This is a genomic window from Paracoccus sp. (in: a-proteobacteria) (assembly GCF_046289755.1).
Taxonomy (GTDB): Bacteria; Pseudomonadota; Alphaproteobacteria; order Rhodobacterales; family Rhodobacteraceae; genus Paracoccus.
In genome coordinates this window covers 1-18,380 of record NZ_JBKBVD010000059.1, presented here as the reverse complement: position 1 = coordinate 18,380, position 18,380 = coordinate 1, and the positions used below count along the sequence as shown (strand labels likewise).

Genomic DNA, 18,380 nt, shown 5'->3' with positions numbered 1-18,380 from the left:
TGTTTGACGAAACCGCCTATCCCGCCGACAGCCAGATGGAGGCCCGCGCGGCGCTGATCCGCGCCACCCGCAAGATGGCCGCGACCCTGTCGGACGTGACCGATCACGGCTATGTCTTCCGCACCGATCTGCGGCTGCGGCCCGATGCGGCCGTCACGCCGGTCTGCATCTCGACCGCCGCCGCGCTGGCCTATTACGAGGCCGAGGGCCGGACATGGGAACGCGGCGCCTTCATCAAGGCGCGGGCGGCGGCGGGCAATATCGCAGCGGGCGAGCGGTTCCTGCACGAGCTGCGCCCTTTCATCTGGCGCAAGCATCTGGATTTCGCCGCCATTCAGGACGCCCATGACATGCGGCTGCGCATCCGCGACCACAAGGGGCTGGGCGGGCGGCTGGAGGTGGCGGGCCACAATATCAAGCTGGGGCAGGGCGGTATCCGCGAGATCGAGTTCTTCACCCAGACCCGCCAGCTGATCGCAGGCGGGCGCGATGCCTCGCTGCGGCTGCGCGACACGGTGGGGGGGCTGCGCGCGCTGGCCGCCAGCGGCTGGGTGCCGCCCGAGGTGGCCGAGGAACTGATCGCCCATTACCGCGAGCATCGCGACATCGAACACCGCATCCAGATGGTGAACGACGCCCAGACCCACACACTGCCGCGTGATCCGCAGGGGCTGGCCGTCATCGCGGCCCTGTCGGGCGAGGCGGATGCGGTCGCATGGGCTGCGCGGCTGAAGACGCGGCTTGGCCGGGTGCATGAACTGACCGAGGACTTCTTTGCCCCCTGCGGCGGCGACCGCGAGATGCCCGAGCTGTCCGATGAATCGCGGGCCATCATCGCCCGCTGGCAGGGCTATCCCGCGCTGCGGTCCGAGCGCGCGCAGCAGATCTTCCGCCGGATCGAGCCGCAGCTGCTGGCGCGCATGGCCGAGGCCGGGCATCCCGCCGAAGCGCTGGCCCGGTTTGACAGTTTCCTGTCGCGCCTGCCTGCCGGGGTGCAGCTGTTCTCGCTGTTTGACGCCAATCCGCAGCTGATCGACCTGATCGTCGACATCTGCGGCACCGCCCCGGCGCTGGCGGCCTATCTGTCGCGGCATGCGGCGGTGCTGGACGGGGTGCTGGCGGGCAGCTTTTTCGGGCCATGGCCCGGCGCGGGCGGGCTGCGCACCGAGTTGGCGCAGGCACTGACCGCCGCCCTGCGCGCACCGCAGGGAGGGTATGAGCAGGCGCTGGATGCGGCGCGGCGATGGGCGCATGAATGGCATTTCCGCATCGGCGTGCACCATCTGCGCGGGCTGATCGACGCGGATGAGGCGGCGGGGCAATATGCCGATCTGGCCGATGCCTGCGTCGCGGCGCTGTTTCCCGTGACCGCCGATGATTTCGCGCGCCGCCATGGCCCGCCGCCGGGGCGCGGCGCCGTGGTGCTGGGCATGGGCTCGCTGGGGGCGCGGGCGCTGAATGCGGGCTCGGACCTCGATCTGATCGTGATCTATGACGCGGATGGGGCCGATGCCTCGGACGGGCCGCGCCCGCTGGCCGCACGGCCCTATTATGCGCGGCTGACGCAGGCGATGATCACCGCCCTGTCGGCGCCGACCGCCGAAGGGCGCCTCTATGAGGTAGACATGCGCCTGCGCCCCTCGGGGCGGCAGGGTCCGGTGGCGACGGCGGTGCAAAGCTTTGAAAGCTATCAGATGACCGAGGCCTGGACATGGGAGCATCTGGCCCTGACCCGTGCGCGCGTCGTCGCGCAGGCCGGCGGGGATGCGGGCGCGCTGGCCGGTCAGGTCGAGGCGCTGCGCCAGTCGGTGCTGGGCGCGCGGGGGGGCGAGGATCGCGTCATGCCCGATCTGGCCGAGATGCGGGCGCGGATCTTTGCCGCCCGCCAGCCCGATGGCCCGTGGGAGGCCAAGGTGGGTCCGGGGCGTCTGCAGGACATCGACCTGCTGGCGCAATCCTGCGCGCTGCGGATGGGCGATCCCGCCCGCAACACGCTGGCGCAGCTGCGGGCGGGCCAGCGGGGCGGGCTGCTGCCGATGCAGACGGCGGTGCGGCTGTCCTCGGTCTGGCGCGCGCTGTGGCGGCTGCATGCCTCGGGGCGGCTGCTGACCGACCGGGCGCTGGATATGGAGGCGCTGGGGCGAGGCGGCCAGCAATTCCTGCTGCGCGAGACGGATGCCGAGGATCTGGACCGGCTGGCCGCGCGTCTGGGCGCCGAGATCGACGAGGCCACGCGCCTGATCGACGGCGAACTGGCGCTGCCCCCGGCCTGACGCGACAGACGCCGCCACGGGCCTATCCGGCCATCTTCCGTGGTGCGGCACCGCTGCTCTGGGGCGACGCGACTGCCGCGGACACGAGGTCGGGCAGCGGCGCGCCGCTTTGCTCACCGATCTGGCCCATAAGCGGTATCTCGACCATTCCGGGCAGGGCCTGCGCGGCTATTTCGGACAGATCGCCGGTCTCGACGAACAGGCCATGCGCGGTCTTGTCCCAGTAGAACGGCTTGGTCACGACCTCGTAAATCGCCTTCCACCCGGCCAGACAGCCAAGCGGAAAATAAAGGTGCAGGGTCGGCACCCAGGGCAGCAGATGACGGTGCCTGGCGCCACGCACGGCCCGCATGCCGACAAGGATCGACAGCGCCTCGGACCCGATGAACAGCCCGGACATGACCGGGATCGCCCAGCCGCCCCATATCTGTTCCAGCGGTGCCCGCAGCGGGTGCGGCAGGCCAAACGCCAGCAACCAGAAGCTCCACAGCACCGGGGCCAGCAGGTATTGCGACAGCGCGCCGAAGAACTGCACCTGAAAGCCCCAGAACCGCCGCGCGCCCAGATCGCGATACAGCTGCACCGGATCGCGCATATGCACGCCCCAGGTCATCGCATAGCCTTTCAGCCAGCGAGAGCGTTGCTTGACCCAGGGCAGGGCGCGGCAATTGGCCTCTTCGTCGGTAGTGGTCGCGATGATCTCGGTGCGGTAGCCGCGCCGGGCCAGCCGGACGCCCAGATCGGCGTCCTCGGTGACGTTCCAGGCATCCCAGGCGCCGATCTGTTCCAGCACCTCGCGGCGAAAGAACAGCGTCGTGCCACCCAGCGGCACCACCAGCCCCAGACGGGCCACGCCGGGCAGCAGCACCCGGAACCACGCCGCGTATTCGATGGCAAAGCAGCGGGCCAGCCAGTTGGTGCGCGGATTGTAGAAATCCAGCGCCCCTTGCAGGCAGGCGACATCGGCGGGCGCGAAATGAAAGCGGCGCGCGACCTTGTGCAGCTGATCGGGATCGGGCCGGTCCTCGGCGTCCCAGATGCCGACGATCTGGCCGCGGCAGAAGTTCAGCGCATAGTTCAGCGCCCGCGGCTTGGTCTTGATCGGCCCGTCGGGCACCCGCACGACCCTGATCCAGCGGGGCAGCCACGCGCCCTCCAGCGCCTTCGAGGTGACGTGGTCGCTGTCCTCGATGACCAGCAGCAGGTCGGTCAGCTCGCGCGGATAATCCAGCCGCGCCAGCCGCGCGACCAGCTTGCCCGCGACATCGCTTTCCTCGAATAGCGGCACCATGACCGAGATGACGGGCAGCGGCGTGTCGATCTCGGGCGGCGTGAGGCGACCCGCAGCAATGGCTGCGGCAACCCGGTCCTGATCCGAGCGTGCCCGCCCTGCCGCCAGAAACGACAGCAGTTTCAGCCCGCTCTGCGTCAGCAGCGTCAGGATCGCCCATCCCGCCAGCAGGCCGGCCATCAGCACCGGCACCAGCCACAGCCCCAGCGTCACCGCCGCCAGCAGCCCCAGCGCCAGGCGGGCGGTGCGCGGCTGGTTCTGCGTGCGACAGCTTTCGGCGGCAGGAACGCGCGATTCGGCCTCGCGGATCAGGCGGGTCCTGCGGCTGTTCAGCACGCCCGTCTACGCCTGTTCCTCGGTGCAGAGCAGCATGCGGACAGTGCCGAATTCGGCGGGCAACCGTGGCAGCAGCGCCATGAACTGGTCGGGCCGGGCCGTGGCGATCCAGGTCACGCCACCGATCCGGCGCCATGGCAGGACCCCTTGCGTCAGGCAGAACCCCGCGCCCGCCGCGTCGATCAGGCGGGGGTCTGCGGGCGATAGATCGGGGTCGATGGCGGTGGTGCGCCACTGGCGCGACAGGGCGCGGGCCAGCGCCTCGGGCGTGACCCAGCCATTGCCCAGCAGGATCTCGCCCAGACGCGCATTCTCGCGCCGCCGCAGGATCGTCGCCTTGAGCAGATTGCCCGGATCGACCGCACCATCCTCGACCAGAATCTGACCAAGCGGCAATTCGCTGCGCGGGGCCAGCGTCGGGCTGGCCAGCGTCACGCCGTGACCGGTCACGGCATGCGTATCGGCATCGGACGTCAGCGGTGCAATGCGTGCCATGAGCGATTCCCCGGTGGATCGGCTCTTGGTGGCACAGCAGTGATTAACAGCGGGTTAAGTGGCCGCAGGCGCAACGCAAACTGCGCCCGCTGTTCATGTTGCGTTTCCGATCAGCCCCGGCGCAAGCGCATGGACTCGGCAAAACGCTGGAACAGATAGAGGCTGTCCTGCGGGCCCGGCGCGGCCTCGGGGTGGTGCTGCACCGAAAAGACCGGGCGATTCTCGACCCGGATGCCGCAATTGCTGCCGTCGAACAGGCTGACATGGGTTTCGATCACGCCCTTGGGCAGGCTCTGCGAATCGACGGCGAAACCGTGGTTCATCGAGGTGATCTCGACCTTGCCGGTCTCGACATCGCGCACCGGATGGTTGGCGCCGTGATGGCCGTGGCCCATCTTGACCGTCTTCGCCCCCAGCGCCAGCGCCAGCATCTGATGGCCCAGACAGATGCCGAAGATCGGCATGTCGCGCTCCAGCAGCGTCTGGATCATCGGCACCGCATAATCGCCCGTGGCCGCCGGATCGCCGGGGCCGTTGGACAGGAACACGCCCTCGGGGTCATGGGCCAGCACCTCTTCGGCGGTGGCGGTGGCGGGCAGAACCGTCACCTCGGCGCCGTATGCCACCAGCGAGCGCAGGATGTTGCGCTTGGCGCCGTAATCGACGGCCACCACGCGAAAGGGTTTGTCCCCGGTCACGCGGCCAAAGCCCTTGCCCCATTCCCACGCGCCCTCATCCCAGCGATAGCTCTGGGCGCAGCTGACATCGCGGGCCAGATCGAGGCCGACCAGACCCTTCCACGCACGCGCCCTGGCGATCAGCGCGGGCAGGTCGAAATTGCCGTCCGGGTCATGGGCCAACACCACATGCGGCGCGCCCTGCTGGCGGATCGCGCGGGTCAGGCGGCGGGTGTCGACGCCGCCGATGCCTATGCGCCCGCGCCGGGCCATCCAGTCGGGCAGATCACCCGCTGATCGCCAGTTCGACGGCTCGGTCGGGTCCCAGCGCACGACGATGCCGCTGGCATGCGGGTCCTGCGCCTCGTCATCCTCGGGGGTGATGCCGGTATTGCCGATATGGGGAAAGGTGAAGGTCACGATCTGGCTGGCATAGGAGGGATCGGTCATGATCTCCTGATAGCCGGTCATGGCGGTGTTGAAGACCAGCTCGGCCACCACCTCTCCGGGGGCGCCAAAGCCGTGGCCATAAAAGATTGTGCCGTCGGCAAGGGCCAGACAGGCGGTCGGTTTCGTGGCCATGGGGCACCTCTGGTCTGAAATCTGCCGGTGAATAGGGCGCGGGGGGGCCAAGGTCAACCCGCAGCGTGTCCCATGGCGATGCCTGTCCCGGTGGTCAGCTTGAACTGTCGCCTCGGTTGCAGTACATCCCGCAGGCTCTGATCCCCAAGCGACAGCCAGCAAGGAAACGCTATCATGGAACTGCGCGCCAGACTGCAAGCCGCCACCAAGGAGGCGATGAAGTCCAAGGACAGTGCCCGGCTGTCCACCCTGCGCCTGATCGGCGCCGCCATCAAGGACCGCGAAATCGCAGCGCGCGGCGGTGACGGCGACGGGATCCTGACCGAGGGCGATCTGGTGCTGATCATGTCGCGCATGGTCAAGCAGCGTCAGGAATCGGCCCGCGCCTACGAAGAGGGCGGGCGGCTGGAACTGGCCGCCAAGGAAGAGGACGAGATCGGCATCATCCAGGAATTCCTGCCCCGGCAGATGGATGAGGCCGAGACGCTGGCTGCCGTCACTGCCGCGATCACCGATCTGGGTGCCGAGGGGATCCGCGACATGGGCCGGGTGATGGCTGCGCTGAAGGAACGCCATGCCGGTCAGATGGATTTTGGCGCCGTCGGGCCGATGGTCAAGGACCGCCTTCTGGCGTGAACCAACGCGGCCTCCTGCGCGTTTCCGGCGCAGGAGGTGACCCATGCCCGCAAGATCCATGGCCCAGCAGCGCGCCGCAGGCGCCGCCCTGTCCGCCAGGCGCGGTGAAACCAGGGTGAGTGACCTGCAGGGCGTATCGAAAGACATGTATGACAGCATGACCGAGGCGGAACTGGAAGATTTCGCCTCGACCGGTCATGAGGGTCTGCCCGACCACATTGACGACTAGCACAGGGGCCACGGCCACGCTGCGGCCCGTTTCAGCTGCGGAGTTTGCCGAACCTGCGGGTCAGATCGTCGCACAGCTCGCGCCGTTCCTCGGGCGTCAGAAAGGCGCCCAGCTCGATCTCGCGCTGTCCGTCGGTCAGGGTCAGGTAGTTCTCGACCGGCCCGCGGCGCAGGGCTGCGCGCACCCAATAGCTGTTGGTCTGCCATTCGCGCACCGGCCTGCCCGGATCGTGGCGGCGCACGCGCAGCATCTGCCGGTCCAGCAGCAGCTCTTCGCGGGTCTGACCGCTGCGATAGGTCTTCTGGATCGCCAGCCAGACCCCCGCCACCGTCACCGCCATGAACGGCAACAGCCCCCACAGAACCGCCGTGCCCAGCACTGCCAGCAGCGGCAGTGAGATCAGCGCCGCCGTCACGGCGATGAACCACACAAAACCCTTGCGCGGCAGCGACCGGTGCGGCCACAGGCGCAGCGTATGAAAAACGGCCCCGGAATGATCCGGGGCCGTCTCTGTCCAGTCATAGGGCATCGCTCGATGACCTTAATGGGCCGCGCTGCGATCCCAGTCCTCGCGCTTGGGAAGTTGCTCGAACGTGTGCTCGGGCGGGGGCGAGGGCAGGGTCCATTCCAGCGTGTCGGCGTATTCGTTCCAGTAGTTGTTCTCGGTCACGCGCTTGCCCGCAAACAGCGTGTAGAACACGATCCCGATGAAGAACACGAAGGACGCAAAGGACAGATAGGCGCCCCACGAGCTGATCGCGTTCCAGTAGGCGAACTCGACCGGATAGTCGATGTAACGGCGCGGCATGCCCTGACGACCCAGGAAGTGCTGCGGGAAGAAGGTCAGGTTCGCACCGATGAACATCATCCAGAAGTGCAGCTTGCCCGCCCATTCCGGATACTGACGGCCCGACATCTTGCCGATCCAGTAATAGACCCCGGCAAAGATCGCAAACACCGCACCCAGCGACATCACATAGTGGAAGTGGGCCACGACGTAATAGGTGTCATGATACACACGGTCCAGCGGCGCCTGCGACAGCACGACCCCGGTGACCCCGCCCACGGTGAACAGGAACAGGAAGCCGAAGGCCCAGAGCATCGGTGTCTTGAACTCGACGCTGCCGCCCCACATCGTGGCAATCCACGAGAAGACCTTGATGCCCGTGGGCACCGCGATGGTCATGGTGGCCAGCATGAAATAGGCCTGCTGGGTCAGCGACATGCCGACGGTATACATGTGGTGCGCCCAGACGACGAAGCCCAGGATCCCGATCGCGGCCATGGCCAGAACCATCGGCAGATAACCGAAGATAGGCTTTTTCGAGAAGGTCGCGATGACGTGGCTGATGATGCCGAAGCCGGGCAGAATGATGATGTACACTTCCGGGTGGCCGAAGAACCACAGGATGTGCTGATACAGCACCGGATCGCCGCCACCGGCCGGGTTGAAGAAGTTGGTGCCGAAATTGCGGTCCATCAGCAGCATGGTGATGGCACCGGCCAGAACCGGCAGCGCCAGCAGGATCAGCCATGCGGTGATGAACACCGACCAGGCGAACAGCGGCACCTTGAACAGGGTCATGCCGGGGGCACGCATGTTCAGGAAGGTGGTGATGATGTTGATCGCACCGACGATGGAGCTGGCACCCGAGACGTGGACGGCGAAGATCGCCAGATCCATCGAATAGCCGCCTTCATTCGTGGACAGCGGCGGGTACAGAACCCAGCCCACGCCCGACCCCAGCTGCTGGTTGCCACCCGGCGCCAGCAGCGAGGCGACGCCCAGCAACAGACCGGCCACATAGAGCCAGTAGCTGAGGTTGTTCATGCGCGGGAAGCTCATGTCCGGCGCGCCGATCTGCAGCGGCATGAAATAGTTGCCGAAACCGCCGAACAGCGCCGGGATGACGACAAAGAACATCATCAGGACGCCGTGATAGGTGACCAGAACGTTCCACAGATGGCCGTTCGGTGTGCATTCGCGAGTCGCGTCGGCGAAGAAGCGCGCGCCCTCCATGCACATATACTGCACACCGGGGTCGTGCAGCTCCATCCGCATATACACCGTGAAGCTGACGGCGATCAGGCCGGCAATCCCTGCGGTGAAAAGATAAAGGATACCAATATCCTTGTGGTTTGTAGACATGAACCAGCGGGTAAAGAACCCGCGTGTGTCATGATGGTCGCCGTGGCCGTGTGCGGCTGCGTCTGCCATACCCGAACTCCCTCAAGATTCCGTCAGGCCGGCCTGGCAGACCGGCATTATCACGCATTCTTTAGACCAGCCGCACGAACCGGGCAATGCGTCACGATGGTCAGAAAGCGCGGCGCGGTCGAAAGAATGCGGGTTTCGGGCGTGCGCCGCCCCATTTGCCTGCGGCGCAACGCCGCAGGCGCTTGTCGCGGGCCCGGTGCTACGGGGCCCGGTACTGCGGGCCCGGTCTTACGGCGCCGGGGCGTCCGGCGACACGCTGGTCAGGTAGGCGGCAATATCTTCCTGACCCCGGTTCAGCTTGAACGTCATTTTCGACCGCGCCGCGGCATCGCCCGATTTCTCGCGCACCCATGCCTGCGGATCGGTGACATAAACGGCCAGCTCTTCCGCGGTCCAGACCATGTCCGGGTTGGCTGCCGCCGCCGCAAGGATGCCGTCGCCATAGCGATAGCCTTCCTCGGATGCGACGGGCGAGCCGATGATGTTCCACAGGTTCGGCCCGATATTGCCGCCCTTGACGATGTCGGTCCCGGCGCTGTCCTGAATCATGTGGCAGGCCCGGCATTTGCGGTATTCGGTTTCGCCCGCTGCCACGTCCTGGGCTTGCGCTGCGACGGGAAGGGTCAGGGTTGCGCCCAACAGGGCGCCGATGATGGCTGGCTTCATTACGTGTGTCCTCGCTCGACCTTGCTGGGGGTCTCCGGTGGGCAGCTTATAGGCGCCGACAGGGGAATCCACCTACCGAAAGGTCGCACGCGCGGTCGTGATGCCAAACGGCCTCAGCCCATCGTGGCGTCAAAGCTTCGGTGCAGGGCCAGATCCAGATCGGCCATCGTGACCGGCAGGCCCAGATCGACAAGGCTGGTCACGCCATGCCCGCTGATGCCGCAGGGCACGATCCCGGCGTAATGGCTCAGGTCGGGTTCGACATTGATCGAGATGCCGTGAAAGCTGACCCACCGCCGCAGCTTGATGCCGATCGCGGCAATCTTGTCTTCGCGGATCGCGCCGTCGGGCAAGGGCGGCTTGTCGGGGCGCGCGACCCAGACACCCACGCGGCCCGCGCGGATCTCGCCCCGGACGCCGAATTCGGCAAGGGCGGCGATGACCCAGGCCTCAAGCTGGGCGACAAAGGCGCGGATGTCGCGCCCGCGCCGGTTCAGGTCCAGCATGACATAGACGACGCGCTGGCCGGGCCCGTGATAGGTGTACTGCCCGCCCCGCCCGGTGGGATGCACCGGAAAGCGCGCCTCCAGCAGATCCTCGGGCCGCGCGCTGGTGCCTGCGGTATAAAGGGGCGGATGCTCGACCAGCCAGATCGCCTCGGGCTCGGTGCCAGCCAGAATCGCGGCGACCCGCGCCTCCATCTGACGCACGGCGTCCTCATGGGCGACAAGGCCCTTGCTGGTGATCCACTCTGCCATGGCGCTGATCTGCCGCTCTGGCGCGGCAAGGTCAAGGCGTACAAGAGTGCAGCGATGGGATGAAAGGCCCCCGGACCGGGATCGCATTGTCACATGCTGGTCACAGAATGGGGAATGGGTGAGAGGCTGGACAACGACCCAAGCGGGGCTCGTTACGGCTGCTTCCTTCCGGACCTGACCGGGTTGGCGAGGCGCTCGCCCGCGCCAACCTCTCACCGGTCACATAGGCCCAACGCCGCACGGATGCAACCCCCGGGGGCGGCCAAATCCGCGCCGGTTTCAGAGAAACAGACGCATCAGCGCAAAGCCGTCGGCCATCACGCTCAGAGGTTCGGGCGCATAGGTGCCGACCAGCTCTCGTGGGCGGGCAGCAGGAGAGGTGGGGAACAGCACAGTGGTCCCGGGCTGCGGGACAAAGCGCCAATGCGCTGTGGCTGCGGGGGCGACGCGACGACGGCGGCGGATATAGGCCCGCAGCACGTCACGGGTCAGCGCCCCGCGCCTCAGCAGGACCGGGCTGTCCCTGACCAGCGGGCTGAACAGGCCGCAGCCGGCAAGACGGTAGGTGTTCGTTGCCAGAATGAACCGGTCCTGTGTCGTGACCGGGCGGCCGCGATATGTCAGTTGCCGGATCCGCCGGGTGCTTTGGTCCGACAGCGTTCCGTCGGGGCGATAGCGGGCGGGTGCCGACAGGTCGATCTGCCAGGTGACCCCGTCGATCACGTCGAAATTATAGGCGGGAAATCCGGGGTCCAGCAGCGGCAGATCGCGGCTGCCCGCAGGGATCCGGGCAAACAGGCTGGCCGCCCGCTCCAGCCATTCCGCGACCTGAGCGCCGGTGATCAGGACGGCGGTGATCCGGTTCGGAAAGGCATAGAGATCCGCCAGATGCCGCAGGGTCAGCGCGCCGGCCGCGATGTCACAGTAGTTGTCAGGGCCGCCGCGGCCACCGGCCCGAAACGGCGCGCAGGCCGACAGGACCGGCAGATCCCGCCAGCAAGTGCCCCGCAATCGCTGGCGTATATGCCAGCGTTGCGCCTGATTGATCAGCCGCAGCCCGGCATCCTGACCCAACAGCGCAAAATGGCTGCACAGGGGCACTTCGCTGCGTCCCACACGGCTGCGCAGATGCCGCTGCGTGGCGCGATGCGCCTCGATGACCGGCTGCTGGGCGGCAGCAACGGGCCTGAGCGCCGGGTCCACCGCCTCGCAGCGCACCTGAAATCCGCAGATCGCCACGCCACCGGCTGGCTGCACCTTCAGATCAAGATCAATGACCCCCAGATGCGAGCCACCATAGCCGGGCATCACGGCGGGTTTGCCTGCCAGCGTTCCGCGCTCGGGGTCGATGCCCTGGTCCGATGGCGCGCGCGGGCCGGGAAACACCTCATGGGTATGGCCCGCAATCACGACATCAATGCCCGGCAGGGCCGCCAGAGCGGTGGCTGCGTTCTCGATCCGGGGATGCGGCAGCAGCGGCCCGATTCCGCTATGGGCCAGCGCGATCACGATCTGTGCGCCTTGCTCGCGCATCAGAGGCACGACCCGGCGCGCGGTCTCGACGATGTCATCGCAGCGCATCCACGGCGTCAGATCCTGGTCCCATTCGGCGGTCTGCGGCGGCAGAAACCCGACCACGCCGATGCGCAGCAGATGCTCGCGGCCAATGGCGTCGCGCAGCCTGCGGTCGATCAGCGTCCAGGGCCGGATTTGCGGCCCCGGTGTCAGAACGAGGTTGGCTGACAGAACCGGAAAGCGGGCTTGCGCCACGACGCGGCGCAGAAAACGAAGGCCATAATTGAAATCGTGATTGCCAAGCGCCACCGCGTCGTAGTTCAGCGCATTCATCACCGCGATCGCCGGATGAGGCCGTGCCGGTGTCCGTGCAGACAGGTCCCCGATCGGCGTGCCCTGCAGAAAATCGCCATTGTCCAGCAGAAGGCAGCTCTCAGCCTCGGCCCGTCGCTGCTGGATCAGGGCCGCCGTGCGGGCAAGGCCATGGCGGGTGCAGGGCATGTCAGAGAGGTAGTCATAGGGCAGCAGGTGCATGTGCAGATCGCTGGTCGCAAGGACCCGCAGATGCAGCAGATCACTGTCGGGGGAATGCCCCTTCTGGTGGCCACATGCGAGGGCGCCTTTGTCAGCCGTCACACTGTCCGTTTCCCTGTCCGGAGCGTCCGGGCGTCGTCATGGGCCTGGCTTCCTGTCGGACCGCTTTGGGCAGCCGTTTCCTCTCAGTCAAAATTCGTTATCCTAGGCGCCAGCAGGAATTACAACCTCAGATTGTTTTCCGGATGGGTTTATCTTTCAGGAATATTATTATGTACAAACAATGTGGTGCAGCAATATCCCGAAAATCGGCAATACGATCAGAATCCGCCAGCAGCAGCTTCAAATGGTCATGAACCGGTTGAATGCGCATCGTGATCCGGACTATCCAGCCGTTGCGGGGTCGGGACGTTCCGGCCACGCAGATATGGTGAGTGGACTTTTAAAAATGAAGTTTTCGACGCGGATTGATACCGAGCTGCCAGCGGAACGACTTTTTGACGCGGTCGGGGATTTTGATGCGCTCGAACGGCTGATCATTGGTCGCGGGGCCAGCGTCACCCGCATTGACCCCGCACGCGATCCGGGCACGACCATGGGCTGGCGGATAGATTTTGACTGGCGTGGCAAGGCGCGCAAGTTGCGGCTGGCTGTGACCGGCTTTGACCGGCCAGAGCAGATCGCGATGGCGGGGCGGTCAGAGGCGCTGGACATCGCGATTCTGGCCACGATCGTCGCGCTGAGCCGCACGAAATCGCGGCTGATCTTCGAGACCGAACTGAAGCCGAGGAACATGAAGGCGCGGCTGATGATCCAGACCGCCAAGCTGGGCAAGGCGCAACTGGACCGGCGCTATGCCCGCCGGATCGCCGAATTCGTCAATATCATGAGCGGCGCGCGCGCCTGACCGGCGGCATCGGTCCGGGCCCGCCGCTGGCGGATCGGCCGTGTCACTCGGCCGGGGGGCGCTGGCTCTCGCGCAGCGGGTCGGCGGGATAGGTTCCCAGAATCGTCAGGAACGAGGTGAAATAGCCCAGCTCGTCCAGCGCGCGCCGGACATGCGGGTCCTCGGGGTGGCCTTCGATATCGGCATAGAACTGCGTCGCGGTGAAGACGCCATCGACCATGTAGCTTTCCAGCTTGGTCATGTTGACGCCATTCGTGGCGAACCCGCCCATGGCCTTGTACAGCGCGGCGGGGATGTTGCGCACGCGGAACACGAAGCTGGTCAGCATCTGCTCGGCGCGGCGGCTGTGGTCGGGCTGCGGCGCCATGATCAGGAACCGGGTCGTGTTGTTCTGACGGTCCTCGATCTGATCGGCCAGACGCTCCAGCCCGTAGATCTCGGCGGCCAGCGGCGCGGCAAGGGCTGCCAGCGACCGATTGCCGCGCGTGGCGACCTCTTTGGCCGAGCCTGCGGTATCGGCGCCGGTGATGGTGTGGATGCCATGCTGGCGCAGAAAGTCCCGGCACTGGCCCAGCAGGACCGGATGGCTCATCGCCTCGCGGATCTCGGACAGGGGGGTGCCGGGCAGGGCCAGCAGGCTGATATGGACGCGGACGAACGCCTCTTCGATGATGTGCAACCCGGATTCGGGCAGCAAATGATGGATGTCCGCCACCCGGCCATAGGTCGAGTTCTCGACCGGCAGCATCGCCAGATCGGCCTGACCGCTGCGCACGGCCTCGACCACATCCTCGAAGGTGCGGCAGGGCAGGGCCTCCATGCCGGGGCGTGCGGCGTGGCATGCCTGATGGCTGTAGGCGCCCGGTTCTCCCTGAAATGCGATGCGGTTGGTGGTCATGGGCGGCCCCGGTTTTCCGAAATTTGACGCTGCCGGGGTAACTATACCTTGATCCTCGAAAGCGAAAGCGGATACATACCCACGACTTGACGAGCTTACCAAGGCGGGGACCGCACGCGATGTTCAACACCATGACCCTGACCAAGGCAGCCGGCGGCTTTATTGGCGCGCTGCTTTTCCTGATGCTGGCCGGTTGGGGTGCCAGCGAGCTGTACCGCGTCGGCCACGATTCCCACGGCGATGACGAGATCGCGCAGGCCTATTCGATTCCTGTCCCCGAAGGTGACGCCGGTGCCGCCGAAGAGGTGGTCGAGGTCGATTTCGAGGCGCTGATGGCCTCGGCCGATCTGGCGCAGGGCGAGCGCGAATGGGCCAAGTGCCGGTCCTGTCACCAGTTGAACGGCAATGACGGCGTGGGCCCGCATCTGAACGGCGTCGTGGACCGCGACAAGGCCTCGGTCGAAGGCTTCGGCTATTCGGCGGCGGCGCTGGACATGCCCGGCGTCTGGACGCATGAGAACCTGTTCGACTTCATCGCCAACCCGCGCGGCTACATGCCGGGCACCGCCATGAGCTTTGCGGGCATCCGCGACGATCAGGCACGCGCCAGCCTGATTGCCTTTCTGGAAAGCAATCCCTGATCCGGCCTGATCTGACGCGCAACGGCAGCGCACGCAGCCGCCGCGCAACACCCAAGGCGCCACGACCCGAAACCCCGGCAAATGCCGGGGTTTTTTGCTGTTTCCGGCGTACACCGGGGCGGCACAGCCCGTGCACAGGGCGTACACCGCTGTGCCACGGTCGCCGCGCGGGGCGTTCACGAAATCGCGGCTTGATGCGTGGCCCCCGGCTGGCCTAGCCTCTGTCAATCCAGCCAAGAGGTTCCCATGCGCCACACCGCCCTGATCGCTGTTCTTTTGTCCGGCTTTGCATCCGCAACCGCGGCGGTTGCCCAGGAAACGGCTGAGGGCGAACGGATCATCACGTCGCATGGAATCTCGACCTTCGGAGAGCCGCCGATGCCTGCGGACTTTCCGCATCTGCCCTATGTGAACCCCGATGCGCCAAAGGGCGGCGAACTGTCCCAGCATGGCATCGGCACCTTCGACAGCTATAACCCCTTTACCTTCCGGGGCCGGGCGACGGCGCCCTCGGTCATGATGCTGGAGCGGCTGATGGAGCCGGTTCTGGATGATCCAAATGCGCGCTACTGCCTGATCTGCGAGACGATCGAATATCCCGAAAGCCGGGACTGGGTGATCTTTAATCTGCGCCCCGAGGCGGCCTTCAGCGATGGCAGCCCGCTGACGGCACATGACGTGCTGTTCACCTATGAGACGATGATCGAAAAAGGCTTCCCCTCTTACGCCGAGGCGATCAAGCGCATGGTCGCCCGCGCCGAGGTGCTGGACGATCACCGCATCCGGTTCGAATTCACCGATGAGGCCCCACGACGCGATTCCATCGGGCAGATGGGCGCGCAGATCGTCTTTTCGCAGGCCGATTTCGAGGCGAATGAGCGCGACCTCCAGCAGACCAGCAATGTGCCCTTTCTGGGCTCTGGTCCCTATGTCTTTGAGCGCGCCGATTTCGGACGCTCGATCACCATGCGGCGCAATCCCGATTACTGGGGCCGCGATCTGCCGATCAAGCAGGGCCGGCACAATTTCGACCGCCTGAGATTCGAGTATTTTTCCGATTTCGACGCGGCGTTCGAGGCGTTCAAGGCCGGGATCTACACCTTCCGGGTTGAGCAGGATGAACGGATCTGGTCCACCGGCTATAACTTTCCGGCCTTTGCAGCGGGTGCCGTGGTCAAGGAAGAGATCCCCGATGGCGTGGTGGCGGATGGCGCGGCCTGGGTCTTCAACCTGCGGCGCGAGAAGTTTCAGGACATCCGCGTCCGTGAAGCCATCGGGCTGATGTTCAACTTCGAATGGTCGAACAATGCGCTGTTTTATGGCATGAACACGCGGCTGGACAGTTTCTGGGACAATTCCGACCTGCGCGCCGACGGCCCGCCCAGCCCTGCCGAACTGGCGTTGCTGGAGCCCGTCGCCGACGATCTGCCCGAGGGTATTCTGACCGAGGATGCCGTGACCGCCCCGGTGTCGGGGGATCAGCAGCAGGACCGCGCCAATGCGAGGCGCGCGGCGCAGTTGCTGGATGAGGCGGGCTGGCCGACAGGTGCGGGCGGGATGCGCCGCAACGCGAATGGTCAGACGCTGCGGGTCGAGTTTCTGGACCACAATCAGAGCTTTGACCGGATCGTGAACCCCTTTGTCGAAAACCTGCGCGCCATCGGCGTGGATGCGGTGCTGAGCCGGGTCGATCCGTCCGAGCTGACGACCCGCACCCGCAGCCATGATTTCGACATCGTGCGCGACGCGCTGGGGAACGGCTATGCCGTCGGCGGCGGCACGGCGCAGGCCTTTGGATCAGAGCATTCCGACGATGTCTTCAACCCGATGGGGCTGGCCAATCCCGCCATCGACGCGCTGATCGAAAGCGCAAGCGCGGCGACCACCGATGAAGAGAACCGCGTGGGCATCGCCGCGCTGGACCGGGCGCTGCGCAGCCTGCGCTTCTGGATCCCGCAATGGTATCGTCCGATCCATACGGTCGCCTATCGGGACGTGTTCGACCGCCCCGACGAGCTGCCGCCCTATGGGCTGGGGGTGACGGACATGTGGTGGTATGACAGCGAACGCGCGGACGAGCTGCGCGCGGCGGGGCAGCTGCGCTAGCACCGGTCTGACGTCGCGGCCCTTGATTTCCGGGCGGCGATTGCAGACAAGCCGATTTAACAAGAGGGGCCCGGCAAGGGCCCGGACCATGGGGAAGGCCAGAGGCCGATGGGCGCCTATATCCTGCGGCGAATGCTGCTGATCATCCCGACCTTGCTGGGCATCATGCTGGTCAACTTTACGCTGACCCAGTTCGTGCCCGGCGGCCCGATCGAACAGATCGCCGCCCAGATGCGCGGCGAGGGCGACGTTCTGGGCAACCTGACCGGCGCCACCGCCGACAGCGCGCAGGTGCTGAGCACCGAATACGAGGGCGCGCGGGGCCTGCCGCCCGAATTCATCGCCCAGCTGGAGCGCGAGTTCGGCTTTGACAAACCGCCGGTCGAGCGGTTCTTCAATATGCTGTGGAATTACCTGCGGTTCGATTTCGGCACCTCGTGGTTCCGGTCGATCAGCGTGGTGGATCTGGTGGTCGAGAAGATGCCGGTCTCGATCACGCTGGGGCTGTGGTCGACGGTGATCGCCTATCTGATCTCGATCCCGCTTGGCATCCGCAAGGCGGTGCGCGACGGATCGCGGTTCGACACCTGGACCTCGGGCGTGATCATCATGGCCTATGCGATCCCGGCGTTCCTGTTCGCGGTGCTGCTGATGGTGCTGTTCGCGGGCGGCAGCTATTGGCAGATCTTTCCGCTGCGCGGGCTGTCCAGCGAGAATTTCAGCGACCTGTCGCTGTGGGGCAAGATCAAGGATTATGTCTGGCACGCGACGCTGCCGGTGATGGCGGCGACGATCAGCAGCTTTGCCACGCTGACCCTGCTGACCAAGAACAGCTTTCTGGACGAGATCAACAAGCAATATGTCATCACCGCCCGCGCCAAGGGACTGACCGAGGGGCGGGTGCTGTATGGCCATGTCTTCCGCAACGCCATGCTGATCGTGATCGCGGGCTTTCCGGCGATGTTTCTGGGCGTGTTCTTCGGCTCATCCATCCTGATCGAGACGATTTTCTCGCTGGACGGTCTGGGGCGGCTGGGCTTTGAGGCCGCCGTGCAACGCGATTATCCGGTGATCTTCGGCACGCTTTACGTGTTCGGGCTGATGAGCCTTGTGGTCGGGATCCTGTCGGACATGATGTATGTCTTCGTCGATCCGCGCATTGATTTCGAGAAGAGGGCGGGCTGATGGCGATGTCCGAGCTGAACCGCAGGCGGCTGCGGAATTTCCGCCGGAACGGGCGGGCGTTCTGGTCGCTGGTGATCTTCTCGGTGCTGTTCGTGGTGGCGATGTTTGCCGAGATCGTGGCTAATGACAAACCCATCGTCGTGCGGTTTCAGGGCGATCTGTATTTCCCGGCCTATAATTTTTACCCCGAGACGGCCTTCGGCGGCGATTTCGGCACCGAGGCGGTTTACCGCGATCCCGCCGTGCAATGTCTGATCGTCAGCGGCGGGCGCGAGGATTGCTGGGACGATCCCGAAGGGTTCATGGAGGCCGTGCAGACGGGTGCCAGCGATGTGCCGCAGGCCGAGCAGGGCTGGATGATCTGGCCGCCGGTGCCCTATCATTACCGCACCATCAACAATGTCGGCACCGCGCCAAGCGCGCCGGACAGCAA

At 65.8% G+C, this 18,380-nt stretch carries 16 protein-coding genes, 1 other RNA gene and 1 pseudogene; 8 read left to right on the top strand and 10 right to left on the bottom strand.

Going from position 1 to position 18,380, the window contains the following annotated elements; translation table 11 throughout:
- The coding region (locus ACK41U_RS16820) for a glutamine-synthetase adenylyltransferase (protein WP_409682614.1) at window positions 1-2,273 on the top strand (2,273 nt) is incomplete at its 5' end.
- Window positions 2,274-2,295: 22 nt separating this feature from the next.
- Here ACK41U_RS16820 and ACK41U_RS16815 read toward each other — a convergent pair.
- The 3 genes from ACK41U_RS16815 to carA all read right to left on the bottom strand — a co-directional run bounded on the left by ACK41U_RS16815 (window position 2,296) and on the right by carA (window position 5,654).
- Complete coding sequence (locus ACK41U_RS16815; RefSeq protein ID WP_409682611.1) at window positions 2,296-3,900, bottom strand: glycosyltransferase; 1,605 nt, start codon at window positions 3,898-3,900, stop codon at window positions 2,296-2,298.
- Window positions 3,901-3,906: 6 nt separating this feature from the next.
- Window positions 3,907-4,395, bottom strand: a complete 489-nt coding sequence (locus tag ACK41U_RS16810) for a hypothetical protein (protein WP_409682608.1) — start codon at window positions 4,393-4,395, stop codon at window positions 3,907-3,909.
- A gap of 110 nt (window positions 4,396-4,505) precedes the next feature.
- A complete protein-coding gene (gene carA / locus ACK41U_RS16805) occupies window positions 4,506-5,654 on the bottom strand; it encodes a glutamine-hydrolyzing carbamoyl-phosphate synthase small subunit (protein ID WP_409682605.1) in 1,149 nt (382 codons plus the stop codon).
- A gap of 174 nt (window positions 5,655-5,828) precedes the next feature.
- Between carA and ACK41U_RS16800 the strand changes: the two genes are divergently transcribed.
- Complete coding sequence (locus tag ACK41U_RS16800; RefSeq protein WP_409682602.1) at window positions 5,829-6,290, top strand: GatB/YqeY domain-containing protein; 462 nt, start codon at window positions 5,829-5,831, stop codon at window positions 6,288-6,290.
- A gap of 43 nt (window positions 6,291-6,333) precedes the next feature.
- Entirely contained in the window at window positions 6,334-6,519 is a 186-nt protein-coding gene (locus ACK41U_RS16795) for a DUF3008 family protein (RefSeq protein WP_409682599.1), read from the top strand.
- 31 nt (window positions 6,520-6,550) lie between these two features.
- Here ACK41U_RS16795 and ACK41U_RS16790 read toward each other — a convergent pair whose 3' ends face one another.
- From ACK41U_RS16790 to ACK41U_RS16765, 6 genes are all read right to left on the bottom strand, one after another.
- Complete coding sequence (locus ACK41U_RS16790; RefSeq protein WP_409682597.1) at window positions 6,551-7,048, bottom strand: DUF2244 domain-containing protein; 498 nt, start codon at window positions 7,046-7,048, stop codon at window positions 6,551-6,553.
- 12 nt (window positions 7,049-7,060) lie between these two features.
- Complete coding sequence (locus ACK41U_RS16785; RefSeq protein ID WP_409682594.1) at window positions 7,061-8,737, bottom strand: cytochrome c oxidase subunit 1; 1,677 nt, start codon at window positions 8,735-8,737, stop codon at window positions 7,061-7,063.
- A 228-nt stretch (window positions 8,738-8,965) separates the two neighbouring features.
- Complete coding sequence (locus ACK41U_RS16780) at window positions 8,966-9,403, bottom strand: c-type cytochrome (RefSeq protein ID WP_409682591.1); 438 nt, start codon at window positions 9,401-9,403, stop codon at window positions 8,966-8,968.
- Between the two features lie 113 nt (window positions 9,404-9,516).
- On the bottom strand, window positions 9,517-10,248 hold the full coding sequence (gene lipB, locus ACK41U_RS16775; RefSeq protein WP_409682588.1) for a lipoyl(octanoyl) transferase LipB: 732 nt from the start codon (window positions 10,246-10,248) through the stop codon (window positions 9,517-9,519).
- A 29-nt stretch (window positions 10,249-10,277) separates the two neighbouring features.
- Window positions 10,278-10,376: signal recognition particle sRNA small type (gene ffs / locus ACK41U_RS16770), an RNA gene on the bottom strand.
- A 64-nt stretch (window positions 10,377-10,440) separates the two neighbouring features.
- Window positions 10,441-12,312, bottom strand: coding sequence for a bifunctional 2',3'-cyclic-nucleotide 2'-phosphodiesterase/3'-nucleotidase (locus ACK41U_RS16765; RefSeq protein ID WP_409682585.1), 1,872 nt, complete (start codon window positions 12,310-12,312; stop codon window positions 10,441-10,443).
- Window positions 12,313-12,658: 346 nt separating this feature from the next.
- On the opposite strand from ACK41U_RS16765, the gene ACK41U_RS16760 reads away from it, so the two are divergent.
- Window positions 12,659-13,117 (top strand): hypothetical protein, encoded by a 459-nt coding sequence (locus tag ACK41U_RS16760; RefSeq protein WP_409682582.1) that lies wholly within the window; start codon window positions 12,659-12,661, stop codon window positions 13,115-13,117.
- Window positions 13,118-13,160: 43 nt separating this feature from the next.
- Here the strand turns inward: ACK41U_RS16760 and ACK41U_RS16755 are convergent, their stop codons facing one another.
- Entirely contained in the window at window positions 13,161-14,015 is an 855-nt protein-coding gene (locus ACK41U_RS16755) for a prephenate dehydratase (protein ID WP_409682579.1), read from the bottom strand.
- Window positions 14,016-14,146: 131 nt separating this feature from the next.
- Between ACK41U_RS16755 and ACK41U_RS16750 the strand changes: the two genes are divergently transcribed.
- The 4 genes and pseudogenes from ACK41U_RS16750 to ACK41U_RS16735 all read left to right on the top strand — a co-directional run.
- Window positions 14,147-14,656: a c-type cytochrome gene (locus tag ACK41U_RS16750; protein WP_409682577.1), complete on the top strand. Its 510-nt coding sequence runs from the start codon at window positions 14,147-14,149 to the stop codon at window positions 14,654-14,656.
- A gap of 246 nt (window positions 14,657-14,902) precedes the next feature.
- Window positions 14,903-16,762: an extracellular solute-binding protein gene (locus ACK41U_RS16745; RefSeq protein WP_409682574.1), complete on the top strand. Its 1,860-nt coding sequence runs from the start codon at window positions 14,903-14,905 to the stop codon at window positions 16,760-16,762.
- A 108-nt stretch (window positions 16,763-16,870) separates the two neighbouring features.
- On the top strand, window positions 16,871-17,947 hold the full coding sequence (locus ACK41U_RS16740; RefSeq protein ID WP_409682571.1) for a microcin C ABC transporter permease YejB: 1,077 nt from the start codon (window positions 16,871-16,873) through the stop codon (window positions 17,945-17,947).
- A pseudogene (locus ACK41U_RS16735) lies at window positions 17,947-18,380 on the top strand (ABC transporter permease); the annotation flags it as partial. The gene ACK41U_RS16740 and the pseudogene ACK41U_RS16735, both read left to right, overlap by 1 nt.

What these genes read in the sequence shown, in the direction of transcription:
- ACK41U_RS16780 (WP_409682591.1), bottom strand. Translation starts at nt 9,403, where the DNA reads ATGAAGCCAGCCATCATCGGCGCCCTGTTGGGCGCAACCCTGACCCTT.
- ACK41U_RS16795 (WP_409682599.1), top strand. Translation starts at nt 6,334, where the DNA reads ATGCCCGCAAGATCCATGGCCCAGCAGCGCGCCGCAGGCGCCGCCCTG.
- ACK41U_RS16740 (WP_409682571.1), top strand. Translation starts at nt 16,871, where the DNA reads ATGGGCGCCTATATCCTGCGGCGAATGCTGCTGATCATCCCGACCTTG.
- carA (WP_409682605.1), bottom strand. Translation starts at nt 5,654, where the DNA reads ATGGCCACGAAACCGACCGCCTGTCTGGCCCTTGCCGACGGCACAATC.
- ACK41U_RS16750 (WP_409682577.1), top strand. Translation starts at nt 14,147, where the DNA reads ATGACCCTGACCAAGGCAGCCGGCGGCTTTATTGGCGCGCTGCTTTTC.
- ACK41U_RS16755 (WP_409682579.1), bottom strand. Translation starts at nt 14,015, where the DNA reads ATGACCACCAACCGCATCGCATTTCAGGGAGAACCGGGCGCCTACAGC.
- ACK41U_RS16810 (WP_409682608.1), bottom strand. Translation starts at nt 4,395, where the DNA reads ATGGCACGCATTGCACCGCTGACGTCCGATGCCGATACGCATGCCGTG.
- ACK41U_RS16745 (WP_409682574.1), top strand. Translation starts at nt 14,903, where the DNA reads ATGCGCCACACCGCCCTGATCGCTGTTCTTTTGTCCGGCTTTGCATCC.
- lipB (WP_409682588.1), bottom strand. Translation starts at nt 10,248, where the DNA reads ATGCGATCCCGGTCCGGGGGCCTTTCATCCCATCGCTGCACTCTTGTA.
- ACK41U_RS16785 (WP_409682594.1), bottom strand. Translation starts at nt 8,737, where the DNA reads ATGGCAGACGCAGCCGCACACGGCCACGGCGACCATCATGACACACGC.
- ACK41U_RS16800 (WP_409682602.1), top strand. Translation starts at nt 5,829, where the DNA reads ATGGAACTGCGCGCCAGACTGCAAGCCGCCACCAAGGAGGCGATGAAG.
- ACK41U_RS16790 (WP_409682597.1), bottom strand. Translation starts at nt 7,048, where the DNA reads ATGCCCTATGACTGGACAGAGACGGCCCCGGATCATTCCGGGGCCGTT.
- ACK41U_RS16760 (WP_409682582.1), top strand. Translation starts at nt 12,659, where the DNA reads ATGAAGTTTTCGACGCGGATTGATACCGAGCTGCCAGCGGAACGACTT.